Annotated in this window: 21 protein-coding genes; 9 read left to right on the top strand and 12 right to left on the bottom strand. The window is 69.0% G+C overall.

What is annotated here, in order from left to right; all coding sequences use genetic code 11:
* Window positions 1-134 precede the first annotated feature (134 nt).
* Complete coding sequence (locus tag FHW84_RS00320) at window positions 135-815, top strand: response regulator transcription factor (RefSeq protein WP_167252141.1); 681 nt, start codon at window positions 135-137, stop codon at window positions 813-815.
* Window positions 812-2266: an ATP-binding protein gene (locus tag FHW84_RS00325; protein WP_343203542.1), complete on the top strand. Its 1455-nt coding sequence runs from the start codon at window positions 812-814 to the stop codon at window positions 2264-2266. The genes FHW84_RS00320 and FHW84_RS00325 overlap by 4 nt, the downstream gene beginning before the upstream one ends.
* A 34-nt stretch (window positions 2267-2300) precedes the next feature.
* On the opposite strand, the gene FHW84_RS00330 is transcribed toward FHW84_RS00325, so the two are convergent.
* The 3 genes from FHW84_RS00330 to FHW84_RS00340 form a co-directional block, all read right to left on the bottom strand.
* Window positions 2301-4037 carry a YadA-like family protein gene (locus FHW84_RS00330; RefSeq protein WP_167252142.1) on the bottom strand — a complete coding sequence of 579 codons (1737 nt, stop codon included), beginning with the start codon at window positions 4035-4037 and terminating at the stop codon, window positions 2301-2303.
* Window positions 4038-4624: 587 nt separating this feature from the next.
* A complete protein-coding gene (locus FHW84_RS00335) occupies window positions 4625-6034 on the bottom strand; it encodes an aminotransferase class III-fold pyridoxal phosphate-dependent enzyme (protein ID WP_167252143.1) in 1410 nt (469 codons plus the stop codon).
* Window positions 6035-6098: 64 nt separating this feature from the next.
* Entirely contained in the window at window positions 6099-6797 is a 699-nt protein-coding gene (locus FHW84_RS00340) for an MtnX-like HAD-IB family phosphatase (protein ID WP_167252144.1), read from the bottom strand.
* Between the two features lie 269 nt (window positions 6798-7066).
* Here FHW84_RS00340 and FHW84_RS00345 point away from each other — a divergent pair, with 269 nt between their 5' ends.
* Genes FHW84_RS00345 through FHW84_RS00365 form a run of 5 tightly spaced genes read left to right on the top strand, consistent with a single transcriptional unit; the run spans window position 7067 to window position 12120 of the window.
* The gene (locus FHW84_RS00345) at window positions 7067-8497 is read left to right on the top strand and encodes a TolC family protein (RefSeq protein WP_343203543.1); all 1431 of its coding nucleotides are present in this window, start codon (window positions 7067-7069) and stop codon (window positions 8495-8497) included.
* Window positions 8497-9630, top strand: a complete 1134-nt coding sequence (locus FHW84_RS00350; protein ID WP_167252146.1) for an FtsX-like permease family protein — start codon at window positions 8497-8499, stop codon at window positions 9628-9630. The genes FHW84_RS00345 and FHW84_RS00350 overlap by 1 nt, the downstream gene beginning before the upstream one ends.
* A 2-nt stretch (window positions 9631-9632) precedes the next feature.
* A complete protein-coding gene (locus FHW84_RS00355; RefSeq protein WP_208399561.1) occupies window positions 9633-10379 on the top strand; it encodes an ABC transporter ATP-binding protein in 747 nt (248 codons plus the stop codon).
* Entirely contained in the window at window positions 10376-11329 is a 954-nt protein-coding gene (locus FHW84_RS00360; RefSeq protein ID WP_167252148.1) for an HlyD family efflux transporter periplasmic adaptor subunit, read from the top strand. Before FHW84_RS00355 ends, FHW84_RS00360 begins: the two co-directional genes overlap by 4 nt.
* The gene (locus tag FHW84_RS00365) at window positions 11326-12120 is read left to right on the top strand and encodes a MipA/OmpV family protein (RefSeq protein WP_167252149.1); all 795 of its coding nucleotides are present in this window, start codon (window positions 11326-11328) and stop codon (window positions 12118-12120) included. Before FHW84_RS00360 ends, FHW84_RS00365 begins: the two co-directional genes overlap by 4 nt.
* Window positions 12121-12122: 2 nt before the next feature.
* On the opposite strand, the gene FHW84_RS00370 is transcribed toward FHW84_RS00365, so the two are convergent.
* The 6 genes from FHW84_RS00370 to FHW84_RS00395 form a co-directional block, all read right to left on the bottom strand.
* Window positions 12123-12635 (bottom strand): cupin domain-containing protein, encoded by a 513-nt coding sequence (locus FHW84_RS00370; protein WP_167252150.1) that lies wholly within the window; start codon window positions 12633-12635, stop codon window positions 12123-12125.
* 235 nt (window positions 12636-12870) lie between these two features.
* Window positions 12871-13206 (bottom strand): non-heme iron oxygenase ferredoxin subunit, encoded by a 336-nt coding sequence (locus tag FHW84_RS00375; protein ID WP_343203544.1) that lies wholly within the window; start codon window positions 13204-13206, stop codon window positions 12871-12873.
* A complete protein-coding gene (locus tag FHW84_RS00380; protein WP_167252152.1) occupies window positions 13203-13751 on the bottom strand; it encodes a GNAT family N-acetyltransferase in 549 nt (182 codons plus the stop codon). Before FHW84_RS00380 ends, FHW84_RS00375 begins: the two co-directional genes overlap by 4 nt.
* A 48-nt stretch (window positions 13752-13799) precedes the next feature.
* Window positions 13800-14804, bottom strand: a complete 1005-nt coding sequence (locus tag FHW84_RS00385; RefSeq protein ID WP_167252153.1) for a YncE family protein — start codon at window positions 14802-14804, stop codon at window positions 13800-13802.
* Window positions 14805-14911: 107 nt separating this feature from the next.
* Complete coding sequence (locus tag FHW84_RS00390; protein WP_167252154.1) at window positions 14912-15490, bottom strand: Fe-Mn family superoxide dismutase; 579 nt, start codon at window positions 15488-15490, stop codon at window positions 14912-14914.
* A gap of 38 nt (window positions 15491-15528) precedes the next feature.
* Window positions 15529-16935: an MFS transporter gene (locus FHW84_RS00395; RefSeq protein WP_167252155.1), complete on the bottom strand. Its 1407-nt coding sequence runs from the start codon at window positions 16933-16935 to the stop codon at window positions 15529-15531.
* Window positions 16936-17020: 85 nt separating this feature from the next.
* On the opposite strand from FHW84_RS00395, the gene FHW84_RS00400 reads away from it, so the two are divergent.
* The gene (locus tag FHW84_RS00400; RefSeq protein WP_167252156.1) at window positions 17021-17686 is read left to right on the top strand and encodes a transcriptional regulator; all 666 of its coding nucleotides are present in this window, start codon (window positions 17021-17023) and stop codon (window positions 17684-17686) included.
* Window positions 17687-18217: 531 nt separating this feature from the next.
* Window positions 18218-20245: a M13-type metalloendopeptidase gene (locus tag FHW84_RS00405; protein WP_167252157.1), complete on the top strand. Its 2028-nt coding sequence runs from the start codon at window positions 18218-18220 to the stop codon at window positions 20243-20245.
* Window positions 20246-20553: 308 nt separating this feature from the next.
* On the opposite strand, the gene FHW84_RS00410 is transcribed toward FHW84_RS00405, so the two are convergent.
* Genes FHW84_RS00410 through sufC form a run of 3 tightly spaced genes read right to left on the bottom strand, consistent with a single transcriptional unit; the run spans window position 20554 to window position 23905 of the window.
* Window positions 20554-21798, bottom strand: a complete 1245-nt coding sequence (locus FHW84_RS00410; RefSeq protein ID WP_167252158.1) for a cysteine desulfurase — start codon at window positions 21796-21798, stop codon at window positions 20554-20556.
* 26 nt (window positions 21799-21824) lie between these two features.
* Window positions 21825-23144 (bottom strand): Fe-S cluster assembly protein SufD, encoded by a 1320-nt coding sequence (gene sufD / locus FHW84_RS00415; protein ID WP_167252159.1) that lies wholly within the window; start codon window positions 23142-23144, stop codon window positions 21825-21827.
* Complete coding sequence (gene sufC, locus FHW84_RS00420; RefSeq protein ID WP_167252160.1) at window positions 23141-23905, bottom strand: Fe-S cluster assembly ATPase SufC; 765 nt, start codon at window positions 23903-23905, stop codon at window positions 23141-23143. Before sufC ends, sufD begins: the two co-directional genes overlap by 4 nt.
* Between the last annotated feature and the right edge of the window lies 1 nt (window position 23906).

Below are 23906 nucleotides of genomic sequence, written 5' to 3' on the forward strand. Positions count from 1 at the left end.
TCGGTCCGGGCGCTAAGCTGCCGGGCGATCGGGCCGCCGAGATGCGGCCGGGCACGGATACTGTCACAGATGAGAATGACTCGCAATTCACTCAAGCCCCCGCGCCGCCCGGCGCATGCCGACAGGAGCCCCGCATGCGCATCCTGATCGCCGAGGACGACCCCGCCATCGCCGCCGGCGTCTGCGCCTCGCTGCGCCAGAGCGGCCATGCGGTGGACCACGTCAACGACGGCGCGCGCGCCGACAGCGCCTTGCGCGACACCCCCTACGATCTGCTGATCCTGGACCTGGGCCTGCCCAACCTGGATGGCAGCGAAGTGCTGCAGCGCCTGCGCAAGCGCGGCGCCAGCCTGCCGGTGCTGGTGATCACCGCGCGCGAAGGCCTGCGCGAACGCGTGCGCGTGCTGGACCTGGGCGCCGACGATTACCTGGTCAAGCCCTTCGCCCTGGCCGAATTCGAAGCCCGCGTGCGCGCCCTGCTGCGCCGCTACACGGCGCAGGGCGCGCCGGAAATGAGCATCGGCCGGCTGCGCCTGGACCTGCCCGGCCATCGCGCCTGGGTGGACGACGCGCCGCTGGAGCTGACCGCGCGCGAATTCGGCCTGCTCGAAGCGCTGGCCGCGCGTCCGGACCGCGTCACCAGCCGCGCGCAATTGGTGGAAGCGCTGTGCAACTGGGACGAGGAACTGACCGACAACGGCCTGGACATCGCCATCTACCGCCTGCGCCGCAAGCTTTCCGGTTCCGGCACCCAGGTGCGCACCATCCGCGGCCTGGGCTATCTGCTGGAGGAATCGAAGGAAGGCGCCGAGTGAGCGAAGCGCCCGACGCGCAGCCCTGGCTGTACCGCCTGCTGGAGCCGGATGGCCGGCAGAGCCTGCGCCGGCGCCTGCTCGCGTTCCTGCTGGTGCCGCTGATGCTGATGCTGCTGCTGGAAAGCCTGGTCACCTACACCGGCGCCCTGGTCTATTCCAACCACGTGCACGACCGCGACCTGGCCGGCGGCGCCGAAACCGTGGCGCGCATGCTGCAGATGGGCATGGACGGGCCGATCTCGGAGCAGGCCAAGTTCCTGCTGCAGTACGACCCCGAGGGCCACAACAACATCAATTACTTCAGCATCGTCAGCGAGCACCACGGCCTGATCGCGGGTACCTCGACCCTGGTGCCGCCCTCGCGCCTGTCGCTGGCGGTGAACGGCGAGCCGAAGCTGTTCGATGCGGTGGTGGACCGCCGCAAGCTGCGCGCCGCCAGCGTGGTGATCGACAGCACGCACGAAGCCGGCGACACGCTCACCGTCACCCTGGCCGAGACGCTGCGCGATCGCCGCCAGAATGCGCGTGAGATCCTGCTGCTGAGCATTCCCGCGCAGGCGCTGCTGATCGCGTCGGTCTTCGTGCTGGTGTGGTTCGGCGTGCGCATCGGCCTGCGCCAGCTCGACCCGCTGACCGCGCGCCTCGCCGCGCGCGAGCACGATCTGGCGCCAATCGGCGATGCCGACGTGCCGGTGGAGATCCTGCCGCTGACCCGCACCATCGACGGCCTGTTCGCGCGCCTGCGCGCCATGCTCACGTTGCAGGAGCGCTTTATCGCCGACGCCGCGCATCAGCTGCGCACGCCGCTGGCGGGCCTGCGCGTGCATGTGGAGCGCGCGCAGGCCGACCCGTCGCGGGAAACGGTCAACGATGCGCTGGACCACATCCTGCGCCTGACCCAGCGCGCCACGCGCACCTCGGGACAGCTGCTGGCACTCACCCGGGCGCAGTCGCCCGATCAGACCGGCGACCCGCACGGCTTGATCGATCTCTGCCGCCTGATGCCGGAACTGCTGGCCCTGCGCGTGCATGAAGCGCTGGCCGCCGGTGTGGACCTGGGCTACGACGGCCCGCAAGGTCCGGTGTGGATCGACGGCGACCGCATCACCCTGCAGGAGCTGCTCGACAACCTGCTCGACAACGCACTGCGCTATGCCGGCCGCGGCAGCATGGTGACGGTGGGCGTGGCCGACGACGAGGACAGCGCCTGCCTCAGCGTGGAGGACAACGGCCCCGGCGTACCGCCGGCCTTCCTCGCGCGGCTTGGCGAGCGTTTCTTCCGTGTGCCGGGCTGCAACGAGGAAGGCACCGGGCTCGGGCTGGCGATCGTGCAGCGCATCGCCCAGCGCCATCGCGCGCAGGTGCGCTACATGGCGGGCAACGAAGGCGGCCTGCGCGTGGAGGTGCGGTTTCCGCATGCACGCACCGCGAGGAAGGACGGCGACGCCTGAGGCCTCGCCGTCCCGTTCCTGGCCGTGGCCGCGGCTACCAGGTCATCGCCGCGCCCATGCCCACACCGACATCACCCTGCGTATTGCCGCTCAAGCTGCCTTTGAACACCCAGCGGCCGCCCGGCGTGATCGTCGACAGGCCTACCGCCAGCGCCGACTGTCCCTTGAAGCTGCCGATGCCAGCACCTAGCGCGCTTTGATCGGGCGCATAGGCCTGCGGCACGTTGGTCGCCGCCAGCGCCGCTGCCGTACCGGCATTGGCCAGCCGGCTCGCCTGCCGGAAGCGGTCGCGCACCCAGTGCTGCACTTCACTCACGGCGTCCTGGACCTGGCCCCAGTTCGCCGCGTCGGTGCGCGCCGTGCCGGCGGCCACGTTGGCGATCTGGCGCTCGTTGCCGGCGGAGCCGACCGAGACGGTGTTGTCGCGGTCGGCCACCGCGTGGGCGCCTACCGCCACGGCACCATTGCCGCTGGCGGTGCTGTTCGAGCCGAGCGCCGTGCTGTCGGTACCCGTCGCGCTTGCGCCCGTGCCCACCGCGGTGCTGCCGCTTCCGGTAGCGCCGGCGCCGGCGCCGACGGCGGTACTGCCAGGTGCCGTGCCCGGCGCGATGGCGGGTTCGTTCCTGCCCCCGGCAACCGGGTCCTTAACCAGCACCGGATGGAGCGCGTCGACTTTCACGTTGAGCGTATCGACGCGGCCATTCAACACGCCGATCTGATCGCCCAACTCCACCCGCAGGTCGTAGAGCTGGCCGCCGTTGACGGCCTCCATGCTGCCCAGCGCCACCGTGCCCGACGCGAGATTGCGGATCACCGTGCCATGCGTGCCGCCCAGGGTGGCGCTGCCCAGCGCGAGGTCGTCGTACAGCAGTGCGGCCAGCGTGTTGCCCTCCGGGCCGACCAGGCCTACCGCCTTCAATTGAGCGATCGTCACCGCATCATGATCAGCTTTGCCGTCGGCGACGCCGCTGAGCACGCGCACGCCGTCGGTGCCAGTGAAGTCGACCGCGCCGCCATCGCTGGCGGCAGCCACGGTGACGGTTCGCGTGGCTGCGTCCTGCAGCACCAGGCCGGCGAGGCCGTTATCGATGCGGTTCTGCAGCAGGCTGATGTCGCTGCGGTTGCCGGCGACGTTCTGATTGGTGGCGTGGAGCTGGGCGCCGGTCACCGCATCCGTGCTGATGCTCGACAGGGCGCCTTCGGACAAGCCGGTCAACTGGCGTGTCTGCGTCCTGCCGCCGCTCTTGCTGGACAGGTCGACCGCGTTGCCGCCCAGCGTCCCGCCCAGGCGGATCGTCCCGCTGAGCGCATCCTGCGCGATCAGGCTCTGCAAGCCGGTGATGTTGTCCTTGTTGTCGGTGATGGCGCCATCGAGCCCGCTCAAGGCACCGCCTACCGTGGTGCGCGTGCCGCCATTGGCCAGTACATAGGCGGGACCGGACACTGCACCGCTGGAGGTATCGAGCTTCGCTCCGCCGCCGAGCGCATCCACCATCGGCGACAGCTGGCCGACATTGGCGGCGTCGGTGGCCAAGGTGCCGGCCTGCAGGGCGTGGATCTGGTTCGACCCCACATCGAACGCGCCGCCGATCGAAAGCCCGCCGTTGACGAACGTACCCTTGCTGTTGACGACCATCGCCCCGACCACCACGCCCTGCGCGCGCAGCTCGGCAAGGCTGCCGATATTGCAGACCGCGCTGGCTATCTGGCTGCCGAGGGATTCGTTGAACACGCCGCAGCTGGTGTCGTCGTTGTCGTTGATATAGAGCATTTCCCTCGCGCGGCCAGCGGGCGCATGCGCTGCCAGCGCGGCCCCGATGAGCCACAGGCCTGCCCCTGCCAAGGGAAGGCGCCGTCGCTGCCGAAAACCTCTTCGCCGGTCTCCCTGCCCTCGCTGTGCCGGCGCAAGCATGCTCCGTGTATTTCTTGTATATCGAAAAGCGCGATAAAACCCATTCATTCCAGATCTCCCGTTATTAGCGTGCACAACTCCACATCCGGCCTTTTTGATGGACCGGTGCAACCCCGCCGTGGAAACAGATATCGCGCCCCTCCGCGCATCCCGGCGCATGTGGAGACTCGATGCTAGGTGGGAAAGGAACGGGAAAAAATCAGAAAACCGCTCACCGAATGCGAATTCGGATAATTAGTAAAAACGCGCCCATGCGATGGACGAATTCACATATCGCTCTCAGCGAGAAAACTCGCCATGGAAAATAAGGCGTCCACTCGCGCACAAAAAAAGGCGGCACCGAAGCGCCGCCTTGCTTGCCAGCTTCCCCTGCATGGGAAATATCGACAAAAAAACTTCTCACCCACCGTCGCGGACGCGCATGGCGCATCCGCGGCGGCAAAGCCTTACATCGACTTCTTGGCCTTGGTCAGCAGCTGATCCAGCAGCGCGATGGCCAGGTCGATCTCTTCGTGCGTGATGTCCAGCGAGGGCGCGAAGGTGATCACGTTCTTGTACCAGCCGCCCACGTCGAGCACGAGGCCGATCTTCTTGCCGTTGTGCTCCAGGTCGCCGGCCAGGCCGATGTCGACCATCTTGTCCAGCAGCGCCTTGTTCGGGGTGAAGCCGTCGTCGGTGCAGATTTCCGCGCGCAGCGCCAGGCCAAGACCGTCGACGTCGCCGATTTCCTTGTGGCGCTTCTGCAGGTCCTTCAGCGCGTCCAGGAAGTGCGCGCCCTTCTTCGCCACGTTGGTCTCGTAGTCGAGCTCGTAGCCCATCTTGATGACTTCGAGGCCCAGCGACGTACCGAGCGGGTTGGAGTTGAAGGTGGAGTGGGTGGAGCCCGGCGGGAAGATCTCCGGATTGATCATCTCCTCGCGCGCCCACAGGCCGGACAGCGGATTCAGGCCGTTGGTCAGTGCCTTGCCGAACACGATCACGTCCGGCGTCACGCCGAAGTGCTCGATCGACCACAGCTTGCCGGTGCGCCAGAAACCCATCTGGATTTCGTCGACCACCATCAGGATGCCGTACTTGTCCAGCACCTTCTTCAGGTCCTTGAAGAAGTTCTTCGGCGGAATGACGTAGCCGCCGGTGCCCTGGATCGGCTCCACGTAGAAGGCGGCGTATTCGGCCTGGTTGACCTTGGGGTCCCACACGCCGTTGTATTCGGTCTCGAACAGGCGCTCGAACTGGCGCACGCAGGCGTCGGAGTATTCCTCCGGCGTCATGCCCTTCGGGCGGCGGAACGGATACGGGAACGGGATGAACATCGCGCGCTCGCCGAAGTGGCCGAAGCGGCGGCGGTAGCGGTAGCTGGAGGTGATCGACGACGCGCCGAGCGTGCGGCCGTGGTAGCCGCCCTCGAAGGCGAACATCAGGCTCTTGCCGTTCTTGTAGTTGCGCACCAGCTTGAGCGAATCCTCGACCGCCTGCGCGCCGCCCACGTTGAAGTGCACGCGGCCCTTCAGGCCGAACTTCTGCTGCGCGTCGACGGCAATCGTCTTGGCCAGCTCGATGCGGGTCTGGTGCAGGTACTGGCTGGCCACCTGCGGCAGGGTGTCGATCTGCGCCTTCAAGGTGTCGTTGAGGCGCTTGTTGCCGTAGCCGAAGTTGACCGCGGAGTACCACATCTGCAGGTCGAGGAACGGCACGCCGGCGGTGTCGTACATCCAGCTGCCCTGGCCGTGGCGGAAGATCTTCGGCGGGTCCACATAGTGCACGGTGTCGCCGAAGGAGCTGTACTGGGCCTCGTCGGCCAGCAGCTGCGCGTCGGGAATCACACCGGTGGCGGCGTTGGGGTCGTAAGCGTTCATCGAGAAATCCGGAATGGGGAAAGGCAGGGTCTTGCTAAGTCAATGACGGGCGCAACCGCGGGCCTCAGCCCGCGGCGACGGCCGGCGCCGGACGGGCATGCTCGGCGAGCAGGCTGCCATCGAGCAGACGCGGCAGCAGCTCCAGCGCGTCTTCGAAACCGGTGATCGGCACGTAGGGGATGCCGGCGGCGCGGCAATGCTCGATCAGGCGGTGCTTGGCGAATACGAAGTCGACGCGGTCGGCCGCGCAGAAGTCGGAGGCGCCGTCGCCGATCAGCAGGGTCTTGGCGCCGCCGCTGCGGGCCTGGGCCACGCAGGCGCACTTGCAGGTGCCGCTGCGGCAACCCTCGGCCTGGAACGGCGAGGTCAGCTGCCACTGGCGCGGCGGCTCGGCCGGGGCCAGGTGGTTGGCGGCCAGCGGCAGGTCGTCCAGGCCGTAGCGGCCGAGAATCTTGTGGATGGCGTAGTCGAGGCCGTCGCTGACCACGCGGATCGGCGTACCCAGCTCGCGCGTCCTGGCGACGAAGGCCGGAAAGGCGTGGTCGATCCACAGGCCTTCCAGGTGCTTGTCCAGCTGCGCGCGGCTCATGTCCAGCAGGTCGACCTGGCCGCTCATGCACTCGCGCGAACCGATGCGGCCCGCACGCCAGTCCTGCTCCAGCGCTTCCCAGCCGGGACGGCCGAAACGGTCCAGCAGCGAGTCGATCACGTCCTCGACGGAAATGGTGCCGTCGAAGTCGCAGAGGATGTTCCAAGCCGTCACGCGGTGACTCCAGGGTTCACGATACCTGAACCTTAGGCGTGCACCCCTTTCGGCCCCCTTTCCGGATTCACCCCGCCGGAAGTCTTGTATCCGAAGCCCAACATAAGACACCGGACGTTATGCTCGCCGCTCATGCCATTGCTGTCTGTCACCATAGGCCGATACCCTGCACGGCTTGGCTCGCCGGCCCCACCCGGCCGGGCCGCCAGGCGCGGGTTCCCAGGCGGCCGCGACCAGGCAGCCACCCTCCGCCGATGACCGGGAAAGACGTGTTCTCAACCGCTATTCCACCGTCGAACGCGCGTATCGGACGCCTCGCGCCGGTGCTGCTTTGCGCGCTTCTCGGTACCTTGCTGGCCGGTTGCTCGGTCGCGCCCGTGCCGGCGCTGAAACCGTCCCTGCCCGAGGCCTGGCGCAACGCCCCCGCCAACGTGGCGCCGCCCGCAGCCGACCTGCGCGGCTGGTGGCAGGCGCTGGGCGATCCGGCGCTGGACGGGCTGATCGACCGCGCGCTGGCCAACAACCTCGACGTGGCCCAGGCCGCCGAACGCCTGCAGGCGGCCCGCCAGCTCAACGGCCACTCGCGCGACGGCTACCTGCCCAACCTCCACGCGCGCACCAATGACGTGGTGAATCCGGACACCAGCGCCTCCTATTTCATGGTCGGCTTCGACGCCAGCTGGGAATTCCCGCTGTTCGGCGCCTGGCAGAGCAGCAGGCGCGTCGCCGACGGCCAGCTCAACGGCACCCAGGCCGCGCTGCGCGGCGCCCAGGTCTCGCTGGTGGCCGAAGTCACCCGCCGCTGGGTGGAACTGCGCTCGGCGCAGCGCCAGGAAGCCCTGCTGCTGGGCATCCGCGACGCGCAGCAGGAAAAGGCCCGCCTGCTGCAGACCCGGGTCGACCTGAAGCTGGCGCCGCCCATGGAAGCGGCGCGTGCGTCGGCCGAGCTGGCCCGCGCCGAGGCCGCGCTGTCCGAGCCGCGCCAGGCGATCAACGCCAGCGCGCAGCAGCTGGCCGTGCTGCTGGGCCAGAACGAACCCGACCCGGCCTGGCTCGAAGCCGGCACGCAGCCGCGCCTGGGCGCCTGGCAGCTCACCGCCGCGCCGGCCGACCTGCTGCGCGCGCGGCCGGAGATCGCCGGCGCCGAGGCCGAGGTACTGCGCGCCGCCGGCGAGCTGGGCCTGGCGCGCAAGGACATTTACCCGCACATCGGTTTCGGCTCGTCGATCCAGTGGTCGATCAACATCGCCACCAACCACCGCGCGCGCAACCACGAAGGCATCTTCTCGGCCGGCCCGGTCATCGACATTCCGCTGTTCGACTGGGGCCAGCGCGTGGCCTTGGCGCACGCCAAGGACCACGAACTCAACGCCGCCCTGCTGGCCTACCGCCAGGCCGTGCTGCAGGGCGTGGCCGAAACCGAAGTGGCGCTGGGCGACCTGGAGCAGCTGCGCGGCCGCGAACAGGCGCTGCAGCAGGCCGCCGACGCCTCGCGCGGCGGCGGCGACGCGGTGCGCAAGCGCGCCGAGCTCGGCCTGGGCAGCAAGCTGGACGTGCAGGACAGCCTGATCGAAGGCCACCGCGCCGAGCTGGAACTGGCCAGCGCGATCGCCGCGCGCGACCTCGCCTACGTCTCGCTCTACAAGGCCCTGGGCGGCGCGCCGATGCCGCCGCCCCCGCCGCCGCGGAGCACCAACTGATGGTGGCGCTGGCCCGCAAGACCCTGGTCTACGAATGGCGCCGCTTCCTGCCCGCCATCCTCGCGGTCGGCTTCGCCGGCCTGCTGCAGCTGCTGCAGGCGGCCCTGGTGCTGGGCATCTTCGGCAGCGCCAGCGTGTACATCACCGGCTCCTCCGCCGACCTGTGGGCCGGCTACCCGGGCACGCAGAGCGTGAACCTGGGACGGCCGATCGACGCCGGCGTGGAAATGCGCCTGCGCATGGATCCGGCGGTGACCCAGGTCGAGCCTTTCCACTGGGTCGACGCCGACTGGCGCGGCCCCAGCGACACCGGCGGCGTGTCCGTCTTCGTCTCCGGCATCGACACCCGCGCCGACGGCATGATGTTCGCGCACGCCCTGCCCGCCGCGCTGCGCGCGCGCCTCAACGAGCCCGGCGCGGTGATCGTCGATCGCGCCGACCTCGGCAGCCTCGGCGTGCAGGTGGGCGACAAGGCGGTGATCAACGGCCACCGCGTGCGCGTGGTCGGCGTCAGCAGCGGCCTGCGCGCGCTGGGCGGCGTCAACGTGGTGGCCTCGCTGGCCACCGCCGCCGAGCTCGATACCGACCCGGCCAATGCCACCCGCATGACCTACTTCGTGGCCAAGGTGCACGACCCCGACCAGGCCGCCGCGGTGGCCGCGCGCCTGCGCGGCACCACCTCGTTCGGCAGCTACGACGTGTGGACCGCGCGCGATTTCGCCCGCCGCTCGCAGCTCTACTGGATGTTCGACACCGGCGCCGGCGCCGGCGTGCTGTTCCTGGCCGGCATCGTATTCCTGGTCGGCGCGGTGATCACCAGCCAGACCCTGGTCGCGGCGGTGATCGGCTCGGTGCGCGAATACGCCACGCTCAACGCGCTCGGCGTCGGTGTCGGCGCGCTGCGCAAAGTGGTGATGGAGCAGGCGTTCTGGGTGGGCGCGATCGGCCTGGTCGGCAGCGCGCTGCTGGGCGGCATCTTCTTCGCCTTCGCGCGCAGCCGCAGCGTGCCGGTGGCCTTGGACCCGATCACCGTGGCCGCCTGCCTGCTGCTGGGCATGGGCCTGGCCATCGTGTCGGGCCTGGCGGCGATGCGCAGCCTGCGCCGCGCCGATCCGGCGAGCCTGCTGCGATGAGCATGGGCACGCCCTCCCCCACCATCTCGCTGCAGGCGCGCGGCGTCAGCAAATCGTTCGAATCCGGCCGCGTGCGCAGCACCGTGCTGCACGACCTCACGCTGGACATGCGCTCCGGCGAACTCACGCTGATTTCCGGCCCGTCCGGCTGTGGCAAGAGCACCTTGCTGGCGATCCTCAGCGGCCTGCAGCGTCCGGACAGCGGCCGGGTCACCGCACTGGGCCAGGACCTGGGCCAGCTCGACATCCGCGCGCTGGAACGCTTCCGCCTGCTGCATACCGGCTTCGTGTTCCAGGGCTTCAACCTGTTTCCCGCACTCAACGCGGTGGAACAGGTGGAGCTGCCGCTGAGCTATCTCGGCCTGGCGCCGCACGAAGCACGCCGCCGCGCCATCGCCTCGCTGGAAGAAGTGGGCCTGGGTCCGCGCATGCGCCTGCGCCCGTCGGAACTCTCCGGCGGCGAGAAGCAGCGCGTGGCGATCGCCCGCGCGCTGGCCAAGGAACCGGAGCTGCTGTTCGCCGACGAGCCCACCAGCGCGCTGGACGCCGCCAACGGCCAGACCATCATCGACATCCTGCACCGCATCGCCCGCGCGCACGGCACCACCGTGCTGTGCGTCAGCCACGATCCGCGCCTGGTCGGCCATGCCGACCGCGTCCTCGCCATGGAGGACGGCCGCATCCTCAGCGACCGCAGCCAGCCCTCGCTGCCGGACGCCGTTCCGGGCCTCAAGGAATCCGCATCATGAGTTCGCGCCCGCTCTTTTCGAGCTCCCTCCCCCTGCTCGCCCTCGCCGCCGCGCTCGCGCTGGCCGGCTGCTCGCGCGACGACGCCGACACCGGCAAACCGGCGCCGGCCGTCTCGCCGTATGCCGCGGTGGCGCGCGGCAAGATCGATATCGAAGGCGGCCTGCTCAAGCTGAGCATGCCGCGCGACGGCGTGGTCGCCGAGATCAAGGTGCACGAAGGCGACCGTGTGAAGAAGGGCCAGCTGCTGGCCATGCTCGACACCGAACCGTCGAAGCTCGCCGTCACTTCGGCCGAGGCGGAACAGAAGCAGGCCCAGGCCCAGGCCGACCTGCTCGAATCGCGCATGAAGGCCGCCGACCAGCGCGCCGAGCGCCTGGAAGCCGCCGCCAAGGCCGGCGCCGGTGACGCGCAGAGCGCCGACGATGCGCGCGAAGCCTCGCGGCAATTGCAGGGCGAGCTGACCAATGCGCGCGCCAATGCCGCGCTGGCCGCGCAGAAGCTGGCCGGCGCGCGCTACGAGCTGGCCCAGCGCAGCCTGCTGGCGCCGGTGGACGGCGAGATCGTGCAGCGCCTGATCCAGCCCGGCGCCACTGCTTCGCCGCAGGGCGGCCCGGCCTTCGTGCTGCTGCCGGAGCAGCCGCGCCTGGTGCGCGCCGAGCTCAACGAATCCTTCGTGCGCGCGGTGAGCACCGGCATGCGCGCCGAGGTGGTGGACGACAGCGGCAGCGGCATGCCCAACCTCAGTGCGCACGTGCTGCGCATCGGTACCGTGTTCGGCGCCAGCGCGCTGGAAGACGACCCACTGGTGCGCGCCAACACGCGCACGGTGGAATGCGTGCTCGCCTTCGACCAGCCGCCGCCGGCCTCGGCGCGCATCGGCCAGCGCGTGCTGGTGCGTTTCAGCGCGGGCGATGCGGGCGCGAAGAACGCGGAGCCGAAACAGCCGTGAGTGCGTTCGCCCGCTGGCTCGCGGCGTCCGCCTGCGCCGCCCTGCTCGGTATCGCCGCGCCCTGCCGCGCGGACGACGCCGTCGCCTCGGCCAGCGACGCCGACCTGGTCGGCGCCGGCTTTATCCGCCTGCCGGCCTGGCAGGGTTCGCGCGCGCACCGCGACCAGCTCGCGCCCTACGTGCAGGCCAAGCTCGGCGACCGCATCACGCTGTCCACCGACGACGGCGCCACGCTCGACCTGATCATGGGCGAGCATCTGCACGGCGGCCTGTACGGCAACTACCAGTGGGGCCGCAGCCACGAGGATCTCGGCCGGCTCGGCGGCAAGGTCACTTCGCTGTCGCCGCGGCTCAACGCGGGCGGCTATGCGGAATACGACTTCAGCGAAGCGCAGAACGTTGGCATGAATGCCGCGCACGACACGCTGGGCGCCGGCGCTTATTTCAATCTGTACGCCTTTACCGCGCTGCCGCCGATCGGCCGCTACGAGCACGGCCTGCAGTTGCAATGGCAGTGGATGAACGGCCCGGCGATGCGCCGCTTCTTCGGCCTGTCGGCGGTGGAAGCCGCCGCGCTGGGCGTGGCGCCGTGGCAGCCGGGCGGCGGCAGCCAGCAGATGGGGCTGGAATACGACGGTCTGATTCCGCTGGGCCGCCATCTGGCCACGGTGTTCTCGCTCTCTTATGCGCGCCTGCTCGGCAACGCGGAAGACAGCCCGCTGGTGCGCGGCTTCGGCACGGCCGACCAGTTCACCGGCTCGATGGCCCTGGTCTACCGCTTCGCGCCGTAGGTTCAGGCCGACGGCTGCCACAGGCGCGTCAGCGCACCATCGCTTCCCTGCACCGGATCGGACGCGGGAAACGGCAAGGCCGCGATACGGTGCAGCATCACGTCCGTGGCCGCCTCGCGGCAGATATCCCAATCCTGCTGCGGCGGATACGCGCCGACCACCAGGAAATCCTCGCTGCCGGACATCTTGCAGTGCCCGGTGCCGGCGGGCAGCACCGCGACGTCGCCTGCCTCGACATCCACTTCGCGCGCACCCGGGCCGCCCAGCAGCAGCCGCGCGGAACCGCGGGCGAAACCCAGCACTTCGTGCGCGGTGGAGTGGTAGTGATGGAAACCGTATACGCCGTTGCGCCAGCGCGGCGGCCAGCCGTGGCGGCTGAACATCGCCTCGAACGCGGCGGCGGCGGCCTCGCCATCCATCGCTTCCAGCACACTGCGATAAATCAACACCGGCAGGCGCGGATGGTTGGGCACCCAGTCGTGCGGGTCGAGCATGAAGCTGTCGGGTTCGCGCATGGATCGCTGCTCCTGCTGCGGAGTGTCGGCCCATGCTAGGCAGCGCGCGGACAAGAGCGCATGAAAGAAACGCCAGCGCGGCGTGGACGCGCTTATCCGCGGTCGCCGCCCATGTTGTATTCACGCCGTAGGTTGGGGTGAGCGCAGCGAACCCCAACACCATGCCTGGCAGCGCCGCGCAACGTTGGGGTTCGCTGCGCTCACCCCAACCTACGCCAGCTTCGAAGCGTAAACCTCACTCGCGGTCGTCGCGCGTCCAGATCCCGCCGAGGGCTTCGCGTACCGGAAACTTCGCGATCGGCTCATAGGCCGGCGGGCACAATGCCGCGCCGGTACGCAGGTCGAAGCGTGCGCCGTGGCGCGGGCATTCCACTTCGAAGCCATGCACGTCGCCGCCGGCGAGGTCGCCGCCATCGTGCGTGCACAGGTCCTGCACCGCGTAGAGCTCGCCATCGATGTTGTAGATGGCGATCGGTTCCTGGGTGACTTCGTCGTACACGACCTTGAACTCGCCGGGCAGCAGTTCCGCGCGCGTGCCAACGTAGGTCCAGCCGCTGACGTCCTCGCTCACGCCGTGCCTCCGGCGAGCGTCTTGACCAGCCATTCGAAGCGCAGGTCGTCGCGGCGTGGAATGCCGAAGCGCTCGTCGCCGTAGGGGAACGGACGGTATTCGCCGGTGCGCTGGTAGCCGCGGCGCTCGTACCAGGCGATCAGTTCCGCGCGCTGCTCGATCACCGTCATGCGCATGGCCAGGCACTGCCAGCACTCACGCGCGTGGCGCTCGGCCTCGGCCAGCAGGGCCTTGCCGATGCCGCCATTCTGCAGCAGCGGATTGACCGCGAACATGCCGAAATAGCCGGCCTCGCCCTGGCGCTCCACGTGGCAGCAGGCCAGCAGCTCGCCGTCGCGCTCGGCCAGCAGCACCACGCTGTCGGCCTGCACCAGCAGCTCGGCCACGCCTTCCACATTGGTGCGGCGGCCGTCGAGCAGGTCCGATTCGGTGGTCCAGCCGAGCCGGCCCGAATCGCCGCGGTAGGCGGATTCGACGAGGGCGACGATGGCGGGAACGTCGGCCGCGAGGGCCGGGCGGAACACGGGGGGAGAGGTCGTGGGCATGAGCGGAATCATAATGCCGCGACGCCCTCTCCGGCCATGGCGCCGCGCTCAGTGCGGCGCGGCGACCAGCACCTGAAAGCCCTCCACCGGCTTGCCCTTGCCGCTGGCTGTCGCCGCGGCGAGATAGACCTCGTGGGTGGACGGATCCAGCACCATGGTGCGCGCGCTTTTCTGCGTGGGCAGGTTGCCGAGCAGGCGGTAATGATCGGCATCGTCCTGCGCCACCACGCTGAGCACGCCGTCCTCGCCCGCCGAACCCAGCACGGTGTGGCGCGCGGCATCGTAGATCACCGCGTCGGGGCCCTTGCCCATCTCCACCTTCGCCACCTGGTGGCCGTCATGCGCGTCGGTGACGATCAGCCAGCCGTTGTCGCATACCGAGAACAGGCGTCCATGCGCCGCATCGAGCGCAAGGCCAGTCGGCCCGTCGCACGGCGCCATCGCCCATACCGCGGTGACCTTGCCGGCCTTGAGGTCCACGCGCGCCAGCGCGTTCTTGTCTTCCAGATTCAGATACAGCAGGCCGTTACCGTCGGCCACCGCGAATTCCGGCCGGCCCGGCAGCGCGACGGTGGACAGCTCCTTGCCGGCCTGCGCGTCGATCACGCTGAGGTTGTTGCTGCGGCCGTTCATGGTCAGCAGATGGCCGGAAGCGCTGTCGAACAGGATCGCATCCGGGTTCTTGCCGCTGACCGCGATATGCCGGGTGACTTTGAGCGTCTGCGTATCGAACACGGTGACTTCGTCGCCGCGCCCGCTGCTGACGAAGGCCTCGTGCGTGGACGGCGACAAGGCCACGCCGTGCGCATGCTGCATGCCGGCCACTTCGCCGGCCAGCTTGCCGCTGGCGGTATCCATCACCATCACCCGGTCGTCGCGGGCGATATAGAGGCGGTGCGCGGCGGCATCGAGGCTGAGGTAGTCCCAGCCGCCCGGCCCGCCCAGCGCATGGCGCGCGGCGACGGCATACGGCGCTTCGGAAGGCGCGGCCAGCGCGGGCAGCACGGTGGCGGCGAGCAGCAGCGGCAGCAGGCGGATGGACGGCTTTTTCATGCGCAAAGTCCCGGCAAGGTGGCGGTCGACGGCTGAGCGTAGCGACCGCACCTTATGGTTCTTTTAGCGTGTGGTTTTCTTGGTGTGTAGTTTTCCCGGCGCGCCGCTCAGGCCAGGTTGTCGGCCGCGAACTCCCAGTGCACCAGCTGCCAGAACGCCTGCAGGTAGTTCGCGCGGGCGTTGCGGTAGTCGATGTAGTAGGCGTGTTCCCACACGTCGGCCACCAGCAGCGGGCGGTCGGCGCCGGTCAGCGGCGTATCGGCGTTGGCGGTGTTGACGATGGCCAGCTGGCCTTCCGGCCGCTGCACCAGCCAGGTCCAGCCCGAGCCGAACTGCGCGGCGCCGGACTTGGCGAACGCTTCCTTGAACGCGTCGAGCGAACCGAAGTCGCGCGCGATCAGGTCGGCCAGCAGGCCGTGCGGCGCGCCGCCGCCGCGCGGGCTCATCGAGTTCCAGTAGAAGCTGTGGTTCCAGGCCTGCGCGGCGTTGTTGAAGATCGCGCCGGAGGCGCGGCGCACGATCTCCTCCAGCTCCAGATTTTCGAGTTCGCTGCCGGCGATCAGCATGTTGAGGTTGGTGACGTAGGCGCGGTGGTGCTTGCCGTAGTGGTATTCCAGCGTTTCCGCGGAAATATGCGGCGCCAGGCCGTTGAGCTCGTAAGGCAGCGGCAGCAGTTCGATAGCCATGCGTAGCGTTCCTTGGGGTGCTTCGTTGGGGGAGGAATTCAGGCGCGGGCCGGCGCCGCGCGCCGCGCGACCGGCAGGCCCAGCGCGACCAGCAGCGCGAAGCCGCCGAGCAGCCACAGCGCCGCGGCGCGCGCACCGGGCACGCCGCCCGGCTCGCTGAGGCCGGCGGCATTCGCCACCCAGCCGGCCACCGCAGCGCCAAGCGACATCGCATAGAGCTGCACGGTCGAGATCGACGAAGAAGCCAGCGCGCCCTCTTCCGCCGGCGCCGCTTCCAGCAGGCGCGTGAGCAGATGCGGCCAGGCCATGCCGATGCCGAGTCCGACGCAGGCGAGGAACACACAGAGCGCGCCGAAACCGATGCCTTGCGCCGCAGCGGCCGGCCGCTGCAGCTGCCAAGCGAGCAAGGCCAGCGCCATGGCCATCAGCAGCGGCCCGAAGCGGATGCAGCGCGCGCCGAACGCACGGTCGCGGCCGGCGCTGAGCATGGAACCGAAGCTCCAGCCGGCCGCCATCACCGCGGTGAGATAGCCCGCTTCCAGCGGCTCGTGGCCGAGGATGGTCTGCAGGAAATACGGCACGAAGATCTCGACCGTGCTGCCGATCACCAGCAGCGCCATCACCAGATAGAGCGAGCGCAGACGCGAAGGCGCATACGAGCCGGTCGGCAGCAGGCGTACCTGCGCATGTCGATCCGCGCGCACGATCAAGGCCGCCAGCGCGAGGCTGATGCCGATACCCAGGCATTGCAGTGCGCGCGACGCGGCGAGGCTGGCCATCGACACCGCCAGCACCGACAAGGCGAGCAACGCCAGGCGCCCGCCCGGCACCGCCGCGCGCTCGCCGCCCGCCGGCGCGGAGGGCAGCCAGGCCAGCACGATAGCGCCCAGCACCGCCACCGCCGGCAGCAGGCTCCAGAACGCCCAGCGCCATTCGCCCAGCTGCGCGAACACGCCGCCGATCGCCGGCCCCGACAAGGTGGCGATGCCCCACATCGCCGAAACCAATCCCATCGCGCGCGGCCACAGCGCCGGCTCGAACACCTGGCGGATCAGCACATAAGCCAGCGACACCAGCACGCCGCCACCCAGCCCCTGCAGGCTGCGGCCCGCCAGCAGCCACGGCATCGACGGCGCGACCGCGCAGACCAGCGCGCCGACGGAGAACACCGCCAACCCGAGCAAGTACGCGCCCTTTCCGCCCAAGCGCCCCGCCAGCGCCGCCGCCAGCGTGGCGCCGATGATCGAAGCGACCACGAACAGCATGGTGTTCCAGGCGTAGTACGCCAGCCCGCCGATGTCGCGCACGATCGACGGCATGATCGTGGTCACCACGTAGATATTGACCGCATGCAGCGCCGTGCCGCCCGCCAGCGCCACCGAACGGACGCCGTTGCGCCCCGAAAGAAGATCCGCCCAGGAGGCGGAAGCCGCAGCCGTTGCCATGCTTTCCTCGACAATGCGCGCCGGGCGCGCCAATATCCAAGTTATGACTTGGGATATTAAACCCGACCACGGGAATTAAACAAGCATGAACTTGGATAATATCGAAACCAGCGAACGCATCCTGCGCCAGCTCAAGACCTTCGGCCCGCAAGGCAGCACCGCCCTGGCCGAAGCCCTGGGCGTCAGCACCGAGGCGATCCGCCAGCAGGTGCAGAAGCTGCTGGACGAGCAACTGATCGCCGGCGAACAGGAACGCTCCACCGGTGCCGGCCGCCCCCGCCAGCTGTGGTCCCTCACCGCCACCGGCCACGCCCGCTTCCCCGACGCCCATGCACAACTGGCCGTCGACCTGATCGCCTCCGTCCGCGCCCTGTTCGGCGAAGCCGGCGTCGACCAACTGGTCGACGCCCGCCGCGAAGAAAACCGCCGCCAGTACCTGCAGACCACCGCAAGCGCACGCACCCTCGCCGACCGCATCCGCCGCCTCGCCGCCATCCGCGATCGCGAGGGCTACATGGCCCGCGCGGAAAAAGACGGCCGCGACTGGCTATTGATCGAAGACCACTGCCCGATCTGCTCCGCCGCGCGCGCCTGCCAGGGTTTCTGCCGCGCGGAGCTGGAGCTGTTCCAGGAAGTGCTCGGCGAAGAAGCAAGCGTGAAACGCGAACAGCACCTGCTCGCAGGCGCCCGCCGCTGCGTCTACCGCATCAGTCCGCGCAAGCCAGTGCTGACGCCAGTCAAACTCAGCTAATTCATCTGCAGCCGCTTGCCGCGACCTTCAGCGCACCACTCCGCCCGGCCCCTCACCCTGCCCTCTCCCCGGAGGGGAGAGGGGGGAAAGCGTGAGGTAGGCAGGGACGAAGAGCCAAAGCTGGCCCCGGTTCTTGAACGTCCTCTCGGCAACGGCACGTTGAAGCACCCGCTACGTAAACGCACTGCCGTTTCGTGTAGACCCAGGTTAATCAGGCTACCGCAGACGCCCACTGCTCCTTCTAGTCGCGTCGCGAGCCGTTGCTCTAAGGCCATTCTCTCTTTGGTTACTTTCTCTTTGGGCCAGCAAAGAGAAAGTGACCCGGGCGCCGGCAGGCGCACGGAATGCCCGCTGCATAAGCGGCCAAGTCGCGGCATCGCGACAATCACGCGTGGTCGCCACTGGATCCCGGCCTACGCCGGGATGACCAGCGTGAGTGACCTTCGACACTGTCGAACACTTCCCCAGGCTGCCTAGCCTGCGCGGCTAGCCGCGCCCTCCCGCCGCACCCGCCACCCAAGGGGACCCACCATGAAACACATCAAGCTGGCCCTGGCCATCTCCCTGGCGCTGTCCACCGTCGCCATCGCCGGCCCCGCCGGCAACCTCGACATCAAGGAACTGGACAAGAAAATCGCCCCCTGCGCCGACTTCAACGGCTTCGTCAACGCCAAGTGGGTCGCCGCCCACCCCATCCCGCCGGACCGCACCCGCTGGGGCTCCTTCGACGCCCTGCGCGAAGACAGCCTGAGTGCGCAGCGCACCATCGCCGAAGCCGCCGCCAGGCATCCGGCCCAGGCCCAGGCCGGTTCGATCGAACAGAAGATCGGCTACCTCTACGCCTCCGGCATGGACGAAGCGGCCATCGAGAAAGCCGGCTACGACCCGATCAAGCCGCAGCTAGCGCGCATCGATGCGCTGAAGAACAGCGCCGACGTCGCCGCCTATATCCGCGACAGCTACGCGCGCGGCGACGGCGTGGCGTTCCGCTTCTCCGGCAGCCCGGACTTCAAGGACTCCAGCCGCCAGATCGCCTACGCCGGCCAGGGCGGCCTGGGCCTGCCCACCGCCGAGTACTACAGCAAGCCGGACTTCGCCAGGATCCGCGAGGCCTATGTCGCCCACGTCGCGCGCACGCTGCAGCTGGTCGGCGTGAACGCCGCCGATGCGCAGGCGCAGGCCAAGGCGGTGATGGCGTTCGAGACACGCCTGGCCTCGGCCTCGCTGCCGCCGGTGGAACTGCGCAAGCCGGAAAACCGCTATCACTACGTCAGCTTTGCCGACGCCGGCAAAGTCACGCCGCACTTCGACTGGGCCGCGTTCTTCCAGGCCCAGGGCGCCAACGTGAAGGACGGCTTCTCGCTGTCGCATCCGAAGTTCTTCGCCGAGTTCGACCAGATGCTGGCGCAAACGCCGGTAGCCGACTGGCAGGCCTACCTGCGCTTCCACGCGGTGGACAGCGCCGCACCCTACCTGTCCACGGCCTTCCAGCAGGAAGACTTCGACTTCAACGCCAGGACGCTCAACGACCAGAAGGAAATGAAGGCGCGCTGGAAGCGCACGCTAGACGCGGTCAACGACAGCATGGGCATGGCGCTGGGCCAGCTCTACGTGGCGCGCTATTTCTCGGCCGAATCCAAGCAGCGCGCGCAGGGCCTGGTGGACAACCTGCGCGCCGCCTACAAGTCGCGCATCGAGAACCTGGAATGGATGAGCGCCGAGACCAAGCGCAAGGCGCTGGAGAAATGGGCCAGCTTCACGCCGAAGATCGGCTATCCGGACCAGTGGCGCGACTGGAGCGGCCTCACGCTGAAGCCCGGCGATTACTTCGGCAATGTGCAGGCGGCGGCCAAGTTCAACTACGACTACATGGTGGGCAAGATCGGCAAGCCGGTGGACCGCAGCGAATGGGGCATGACGCCGCAGACGGTGAACGCCTACTACAACGCGCAGAAGAACGAGATCGTGTTCCCCGCCGCCATCCTGCAGCCGCCGTTCTTCGACGCCAAGGTGGATGACGCGCTGAACTACGGCGGCATCGGCGCGGTGATCGGCCACGAGATGGGCCATGGCTACGACGACCAGGGCAGCAAGTTCGACGCCCAGGGCAACAACGTCAACTGGTGGACCGACTCCGACCGCAAGGCCTTCGACGAGCGCACCGCCAAGCTTGCCGCGCAGTTCAACGGCTACGAGGCGCTGCCCGGCAAGTTCGTCAACGGCCAGTTGACCATGGGCGAGAACATCGGCGACCTGGGCGGCCTCAACGCCGCCTACGATGCGCTGCAGATGGCACTGGCAAAGAACCCGGCCGAAGCGAAGCGGAGCATCGACGGCTACACCCAGGAGCAGCGCTTCTTCCTCAACTGGGCGCGCGTGTGGCGCGGCACCATCCGCGATGCCGCGCAGCTGACCCTGCTCAACACCGATCCGCATGCGCCGGCGAAATTCCGCGCGATCGGCGCGCCGTCGAACATGGCGGCGTTCGCGCAGGCGTTCCAGTGCAAGCCGGGGGACAAGATGGTGCGGTCGGGCGAGCAGCAGGTGAAGATCTGGTAAGCCCGAACGGCATGCATATGAAAACCCCGCAGGTGCGAGCCTGCGGGGTTCTCTTTATCGACTGGCGGAATCGCCCGAAGCGTCGTCATCCCGGCGCAGGCCGGACGAGCGCGTAGCGCGAAGAATTCCCGAAGGGTGGCCCCGAAGGGGTGAGCGAAGCGAGTCATCCGGTAGCGAGGCGCTACAACGATGCGTGGCGCGAAAAGGCACTGCCTTGGAGCGTTGGCATATCACCGGGCACTTCCGCCACTGGATCCCGGCCTGCGCCGGGATGACGAGCGAAATGCGCAGCGCCATTTCTCCTCGCATTACAGCAGCAGCTTGCGCACCTTCAGCAGCGCGGTGATGAAGGCGTCGATCTCTTCGCGCGTGTTGTAGAACGCCAGCGAGGCGCGCAGCGTGGCCGGCACGCCGTAGAACTGCATCAGCGGATGCGCGCAGTGGTGGCCGGAGCGCACGGCCACGCCCTGCAGGTCCAGCAGGGTGGCCAGGTCCGTCGCCTGCGCGCCGTCGATCAGGAACGAGATCACCGGCTCCTTCTCCCGGGCCTCGCCGAAGATGCGCAGGCCGGGAATCTCGCGCAGGCGCTCGGTGGCATAGGCCAGCAGTTGCTGTTCCCACGCGTGGATGGCTTCGAAGCCGACCGAGCCGTAGTAGTCGATCGCCGCCGACACGCCGGCGAAGCCCGCGATATTCGGCGTGCCCGCCTCGAAGCGGTGCGGCGGCTCGGCGAAGGTGGTGCCGCTGAAGCGCACCTCGCGGATCATCTCGCCGCCGCCGAAGAACGGCGGCATCGCCTGCAGCAGTTCCTTGCGCGCCCACAGCACGCCGGTGCCGGTGGGCGCCAACATCTTGTGGCCGGTAATCGCATAGAAATCGCAGCCCAGCGCCTGCACGTCCACCGGGCGGTGCGGCACGGCCTGCGAGCCATCCACCAGCAGCGGGATGCCGCGCTTGCGGCATTCGCGCGCCAGCTCGCGCACCGGGTTGACCGTGCCCAGCACGTTGGAGACATGGCCCACGCAGGCCAGCTTCACTTCGGGCGTGAGCAGCTTGAGGTATTCCTCCACGATCAGCTCGCCGCGCTCGTCGATCGGCGCCGGCTTCACGGTGGCGCCGCTGCGCGCGGCCACGATCTGCCACGGCACGATATTGGCGTGGTGATCCATCACGGTGGTGACGATGGCGTCGCCCGGCTGCAGCTGCGGCAAGGCGTAGCTGTAGGCCACCAGGTTGATCGCCTGGGTGGTGCCCGATGTCAGCACGATCTCGTTGCGCGAGCCGGCATTGAGGAACGCCGCCAGCTTGTCGCGCGCGCCCTCGTAGGCGGCGGTGGCTTCCTCGCCCAGCAGATGCACGGCGCGCGAGACATTGGCGTTGTGCAGCCGGTAGTGCTGGTCCACCGCCTCGATCACGCTGTGCGGCTTCTGGCTGGTGTTGGCGTTGTCGAAATACACCAGCGGCTTGCCGTGCACGCTGCGCGCCAGCAGCGGGAAGTCGGCGCGGATGCGCTGCACGTCGAAGGCGGTGGGAAGCTGGGCTTGGGCGTTCATCGGCTGGGGATCCGGTGGCGTGGGCTTCATTCGGCCGGCAGGTGGGCCAGCAGCAGCTGCGAGACGTGCTCGCGCAGCGCCTCGTTCGGCATCGCCTGCAGCACCGCGCGGCAGAACGCGGCGGTAAGCATGGCGCGCGCCTCGGCGTGCGGGATGCCACGCGAGCGCAGGTAGAACAGCGCGCGCTCGTCGAGCTGGCCGACCGTGGCGCCGTGCGCGGCCTTCACTTCGTCGGCGTAGATTTCCAGTTCCGGCTTGGTGTCGATCTCGGCCAGCGCGGACAGCAGCAGGTTCCTGCTGCTGAGCGAGGCATCGCTGCCGTCGGCGCCTTCGGCCACCACGATGGCGCCGCGGAACACGCCGCGCGAACGCTGGTCGGCCACGCCGCGCCAGATCGATTCGGAAACCGTGTTCAAGGCCGCGTGGCGCACCGCCAGCTGGGTGTCGACGTGCTGGCGGCCGTGCAGCGCGAACACGCCATGGGTGGCGAGGCGCGCTTCGTCGCCGGCCAGTTCCGCGCGCAGGTCGTGGCGCACCAGGGCGCCGCCGAGTTCCTGCACGTGCATGGCCGCCTGCGCACGCGCGCCGAGGCGGAGCTGGCTGCGCCGGATCAGGGTGGCGTCTTCGGCGGCATCCTGCACGATGGCATAGTCGAGCCGGGCGCCGTCGCGCAGCACCACGTCGCTGACCACGGTGGCCAGCTGCTTCTGCGCGCCGAGGGAAACGTGGTGTTCGACCAGGGCCAGTTCGGCGCCCTCTTCCAGCTCGACGATGATACGCAGGTGCCAGGCCAGGTCGCCCTCCGCGGGCGCGCCGGCGAACAGCAGATGCACCGGCCTGGCGATCGCTTTACCAGCGGCGACGCGCAACACCACGCCATCGCCGGCCAGCGCCGCATTGAGCCGCGCGAACGCGTCGCCGGCTTCGCGGTAGCGATGCGACAGCGCGAAACGCAGGCCTTCGGCATCCTCGCCCAGCGCCTGCGACAGCGGACGCAGGCTCAGGCCCGCGGGCAGCGCGGCCAGCGAAGAGAGATCGGCGCGGAACGCACCGTTGACGAACACCAGCCGCGGACCGTCCACACCCGGCAAGGCCAGCGTCGCGGCATCGACCGCACGCGTGGCCGCCTGCGCGTCGCCATGCGCGAAGCGGCGCTGCGCCAGCGCGCGCAGCGCGGTGTATTTCCAGGCTTCCACGCGGGTGTCGGGCAGGCCGGCAGCGGCGAAGGCGTCGAGGTTCTCGCGCCGCGCCGCGTCCAGCCAGGCGACGCCGCTGCCGGGCAGGCGCTCGAGCGCCTCGGCGGCGGGCAGCGAGGCGACGAACGGCGTGCGCGCCGGCTCGCTCATGCCTGCGCTCCGGCGGGGCTGCGCTCGTTGACCCAGGCGTAGCCGTGTTCTTCCAGCTTCAGCGCGAGCGACTTGTCGCCGCTCTCGACGATGCGGCCGTCGGCCAGCACGTGGACGAAGTCCGGTTCGATGTAATGCAGCAGGCGCTGGTAGTGGGTGATCATCAGGAAGGAGCGCTCGGCCGAACGCAGCGCGTTCACGCCCTGCGCCACCTGCTTGAGCGCATCGATGTCCAGGCCGGAGTCGGTCTCGTCCAGGATCGCCAGCTTCGGTTCCAGCACGGCCATCTGGAAGATCTCGTTGCGCTTCTTCTCGCCGCCGGAGAACCCTTCGTTCACCGCGCGGTGCAGCAGCTCGTCGGAGATCTGCATGATCTTCAGCTTCTCGCGCACCAGCTTGAGGAACTGCATGGAATCGAGTTCCGCCTCGCCGCGCTGCTTGCGCTGCGCATTGAGCGCGGCGCGCAGGAAATAGGTGTTGTTCACGCCGGGGATTTCCACCGGATACTGCAGCGCCAGGAACACGCCGGCGGCGGCGCGCTCTTCCGGCTCCAGCGCCAGCAGGTCGCGGCCTTCGAAGCTCACCGAGCCTTCGGTCACCTCGTAGCCGTCGCGGCCGGAGAGCACATTGCCCAGGGTGGACTTGCCGGCGCCGTTCGGGCCCATGATGGCGTGCACCTCGCCGGGGTTCACGGTAAGCGTGAGGCCCTTGAGGATGGACTTGCCCTCGACGCGGGCGTGCAGGTTCTCGATCTTCAGCATG

It is taken from the genome of Dyella sp. SG562 (assembly GCF_011759495.1).
Lineage (GTDB): Bacteria > Pseudomonadota > Gammaproteobacteria > Xanthomonadales > Rhodanobacteraceae > Dyella_D > Dyella_D marensis.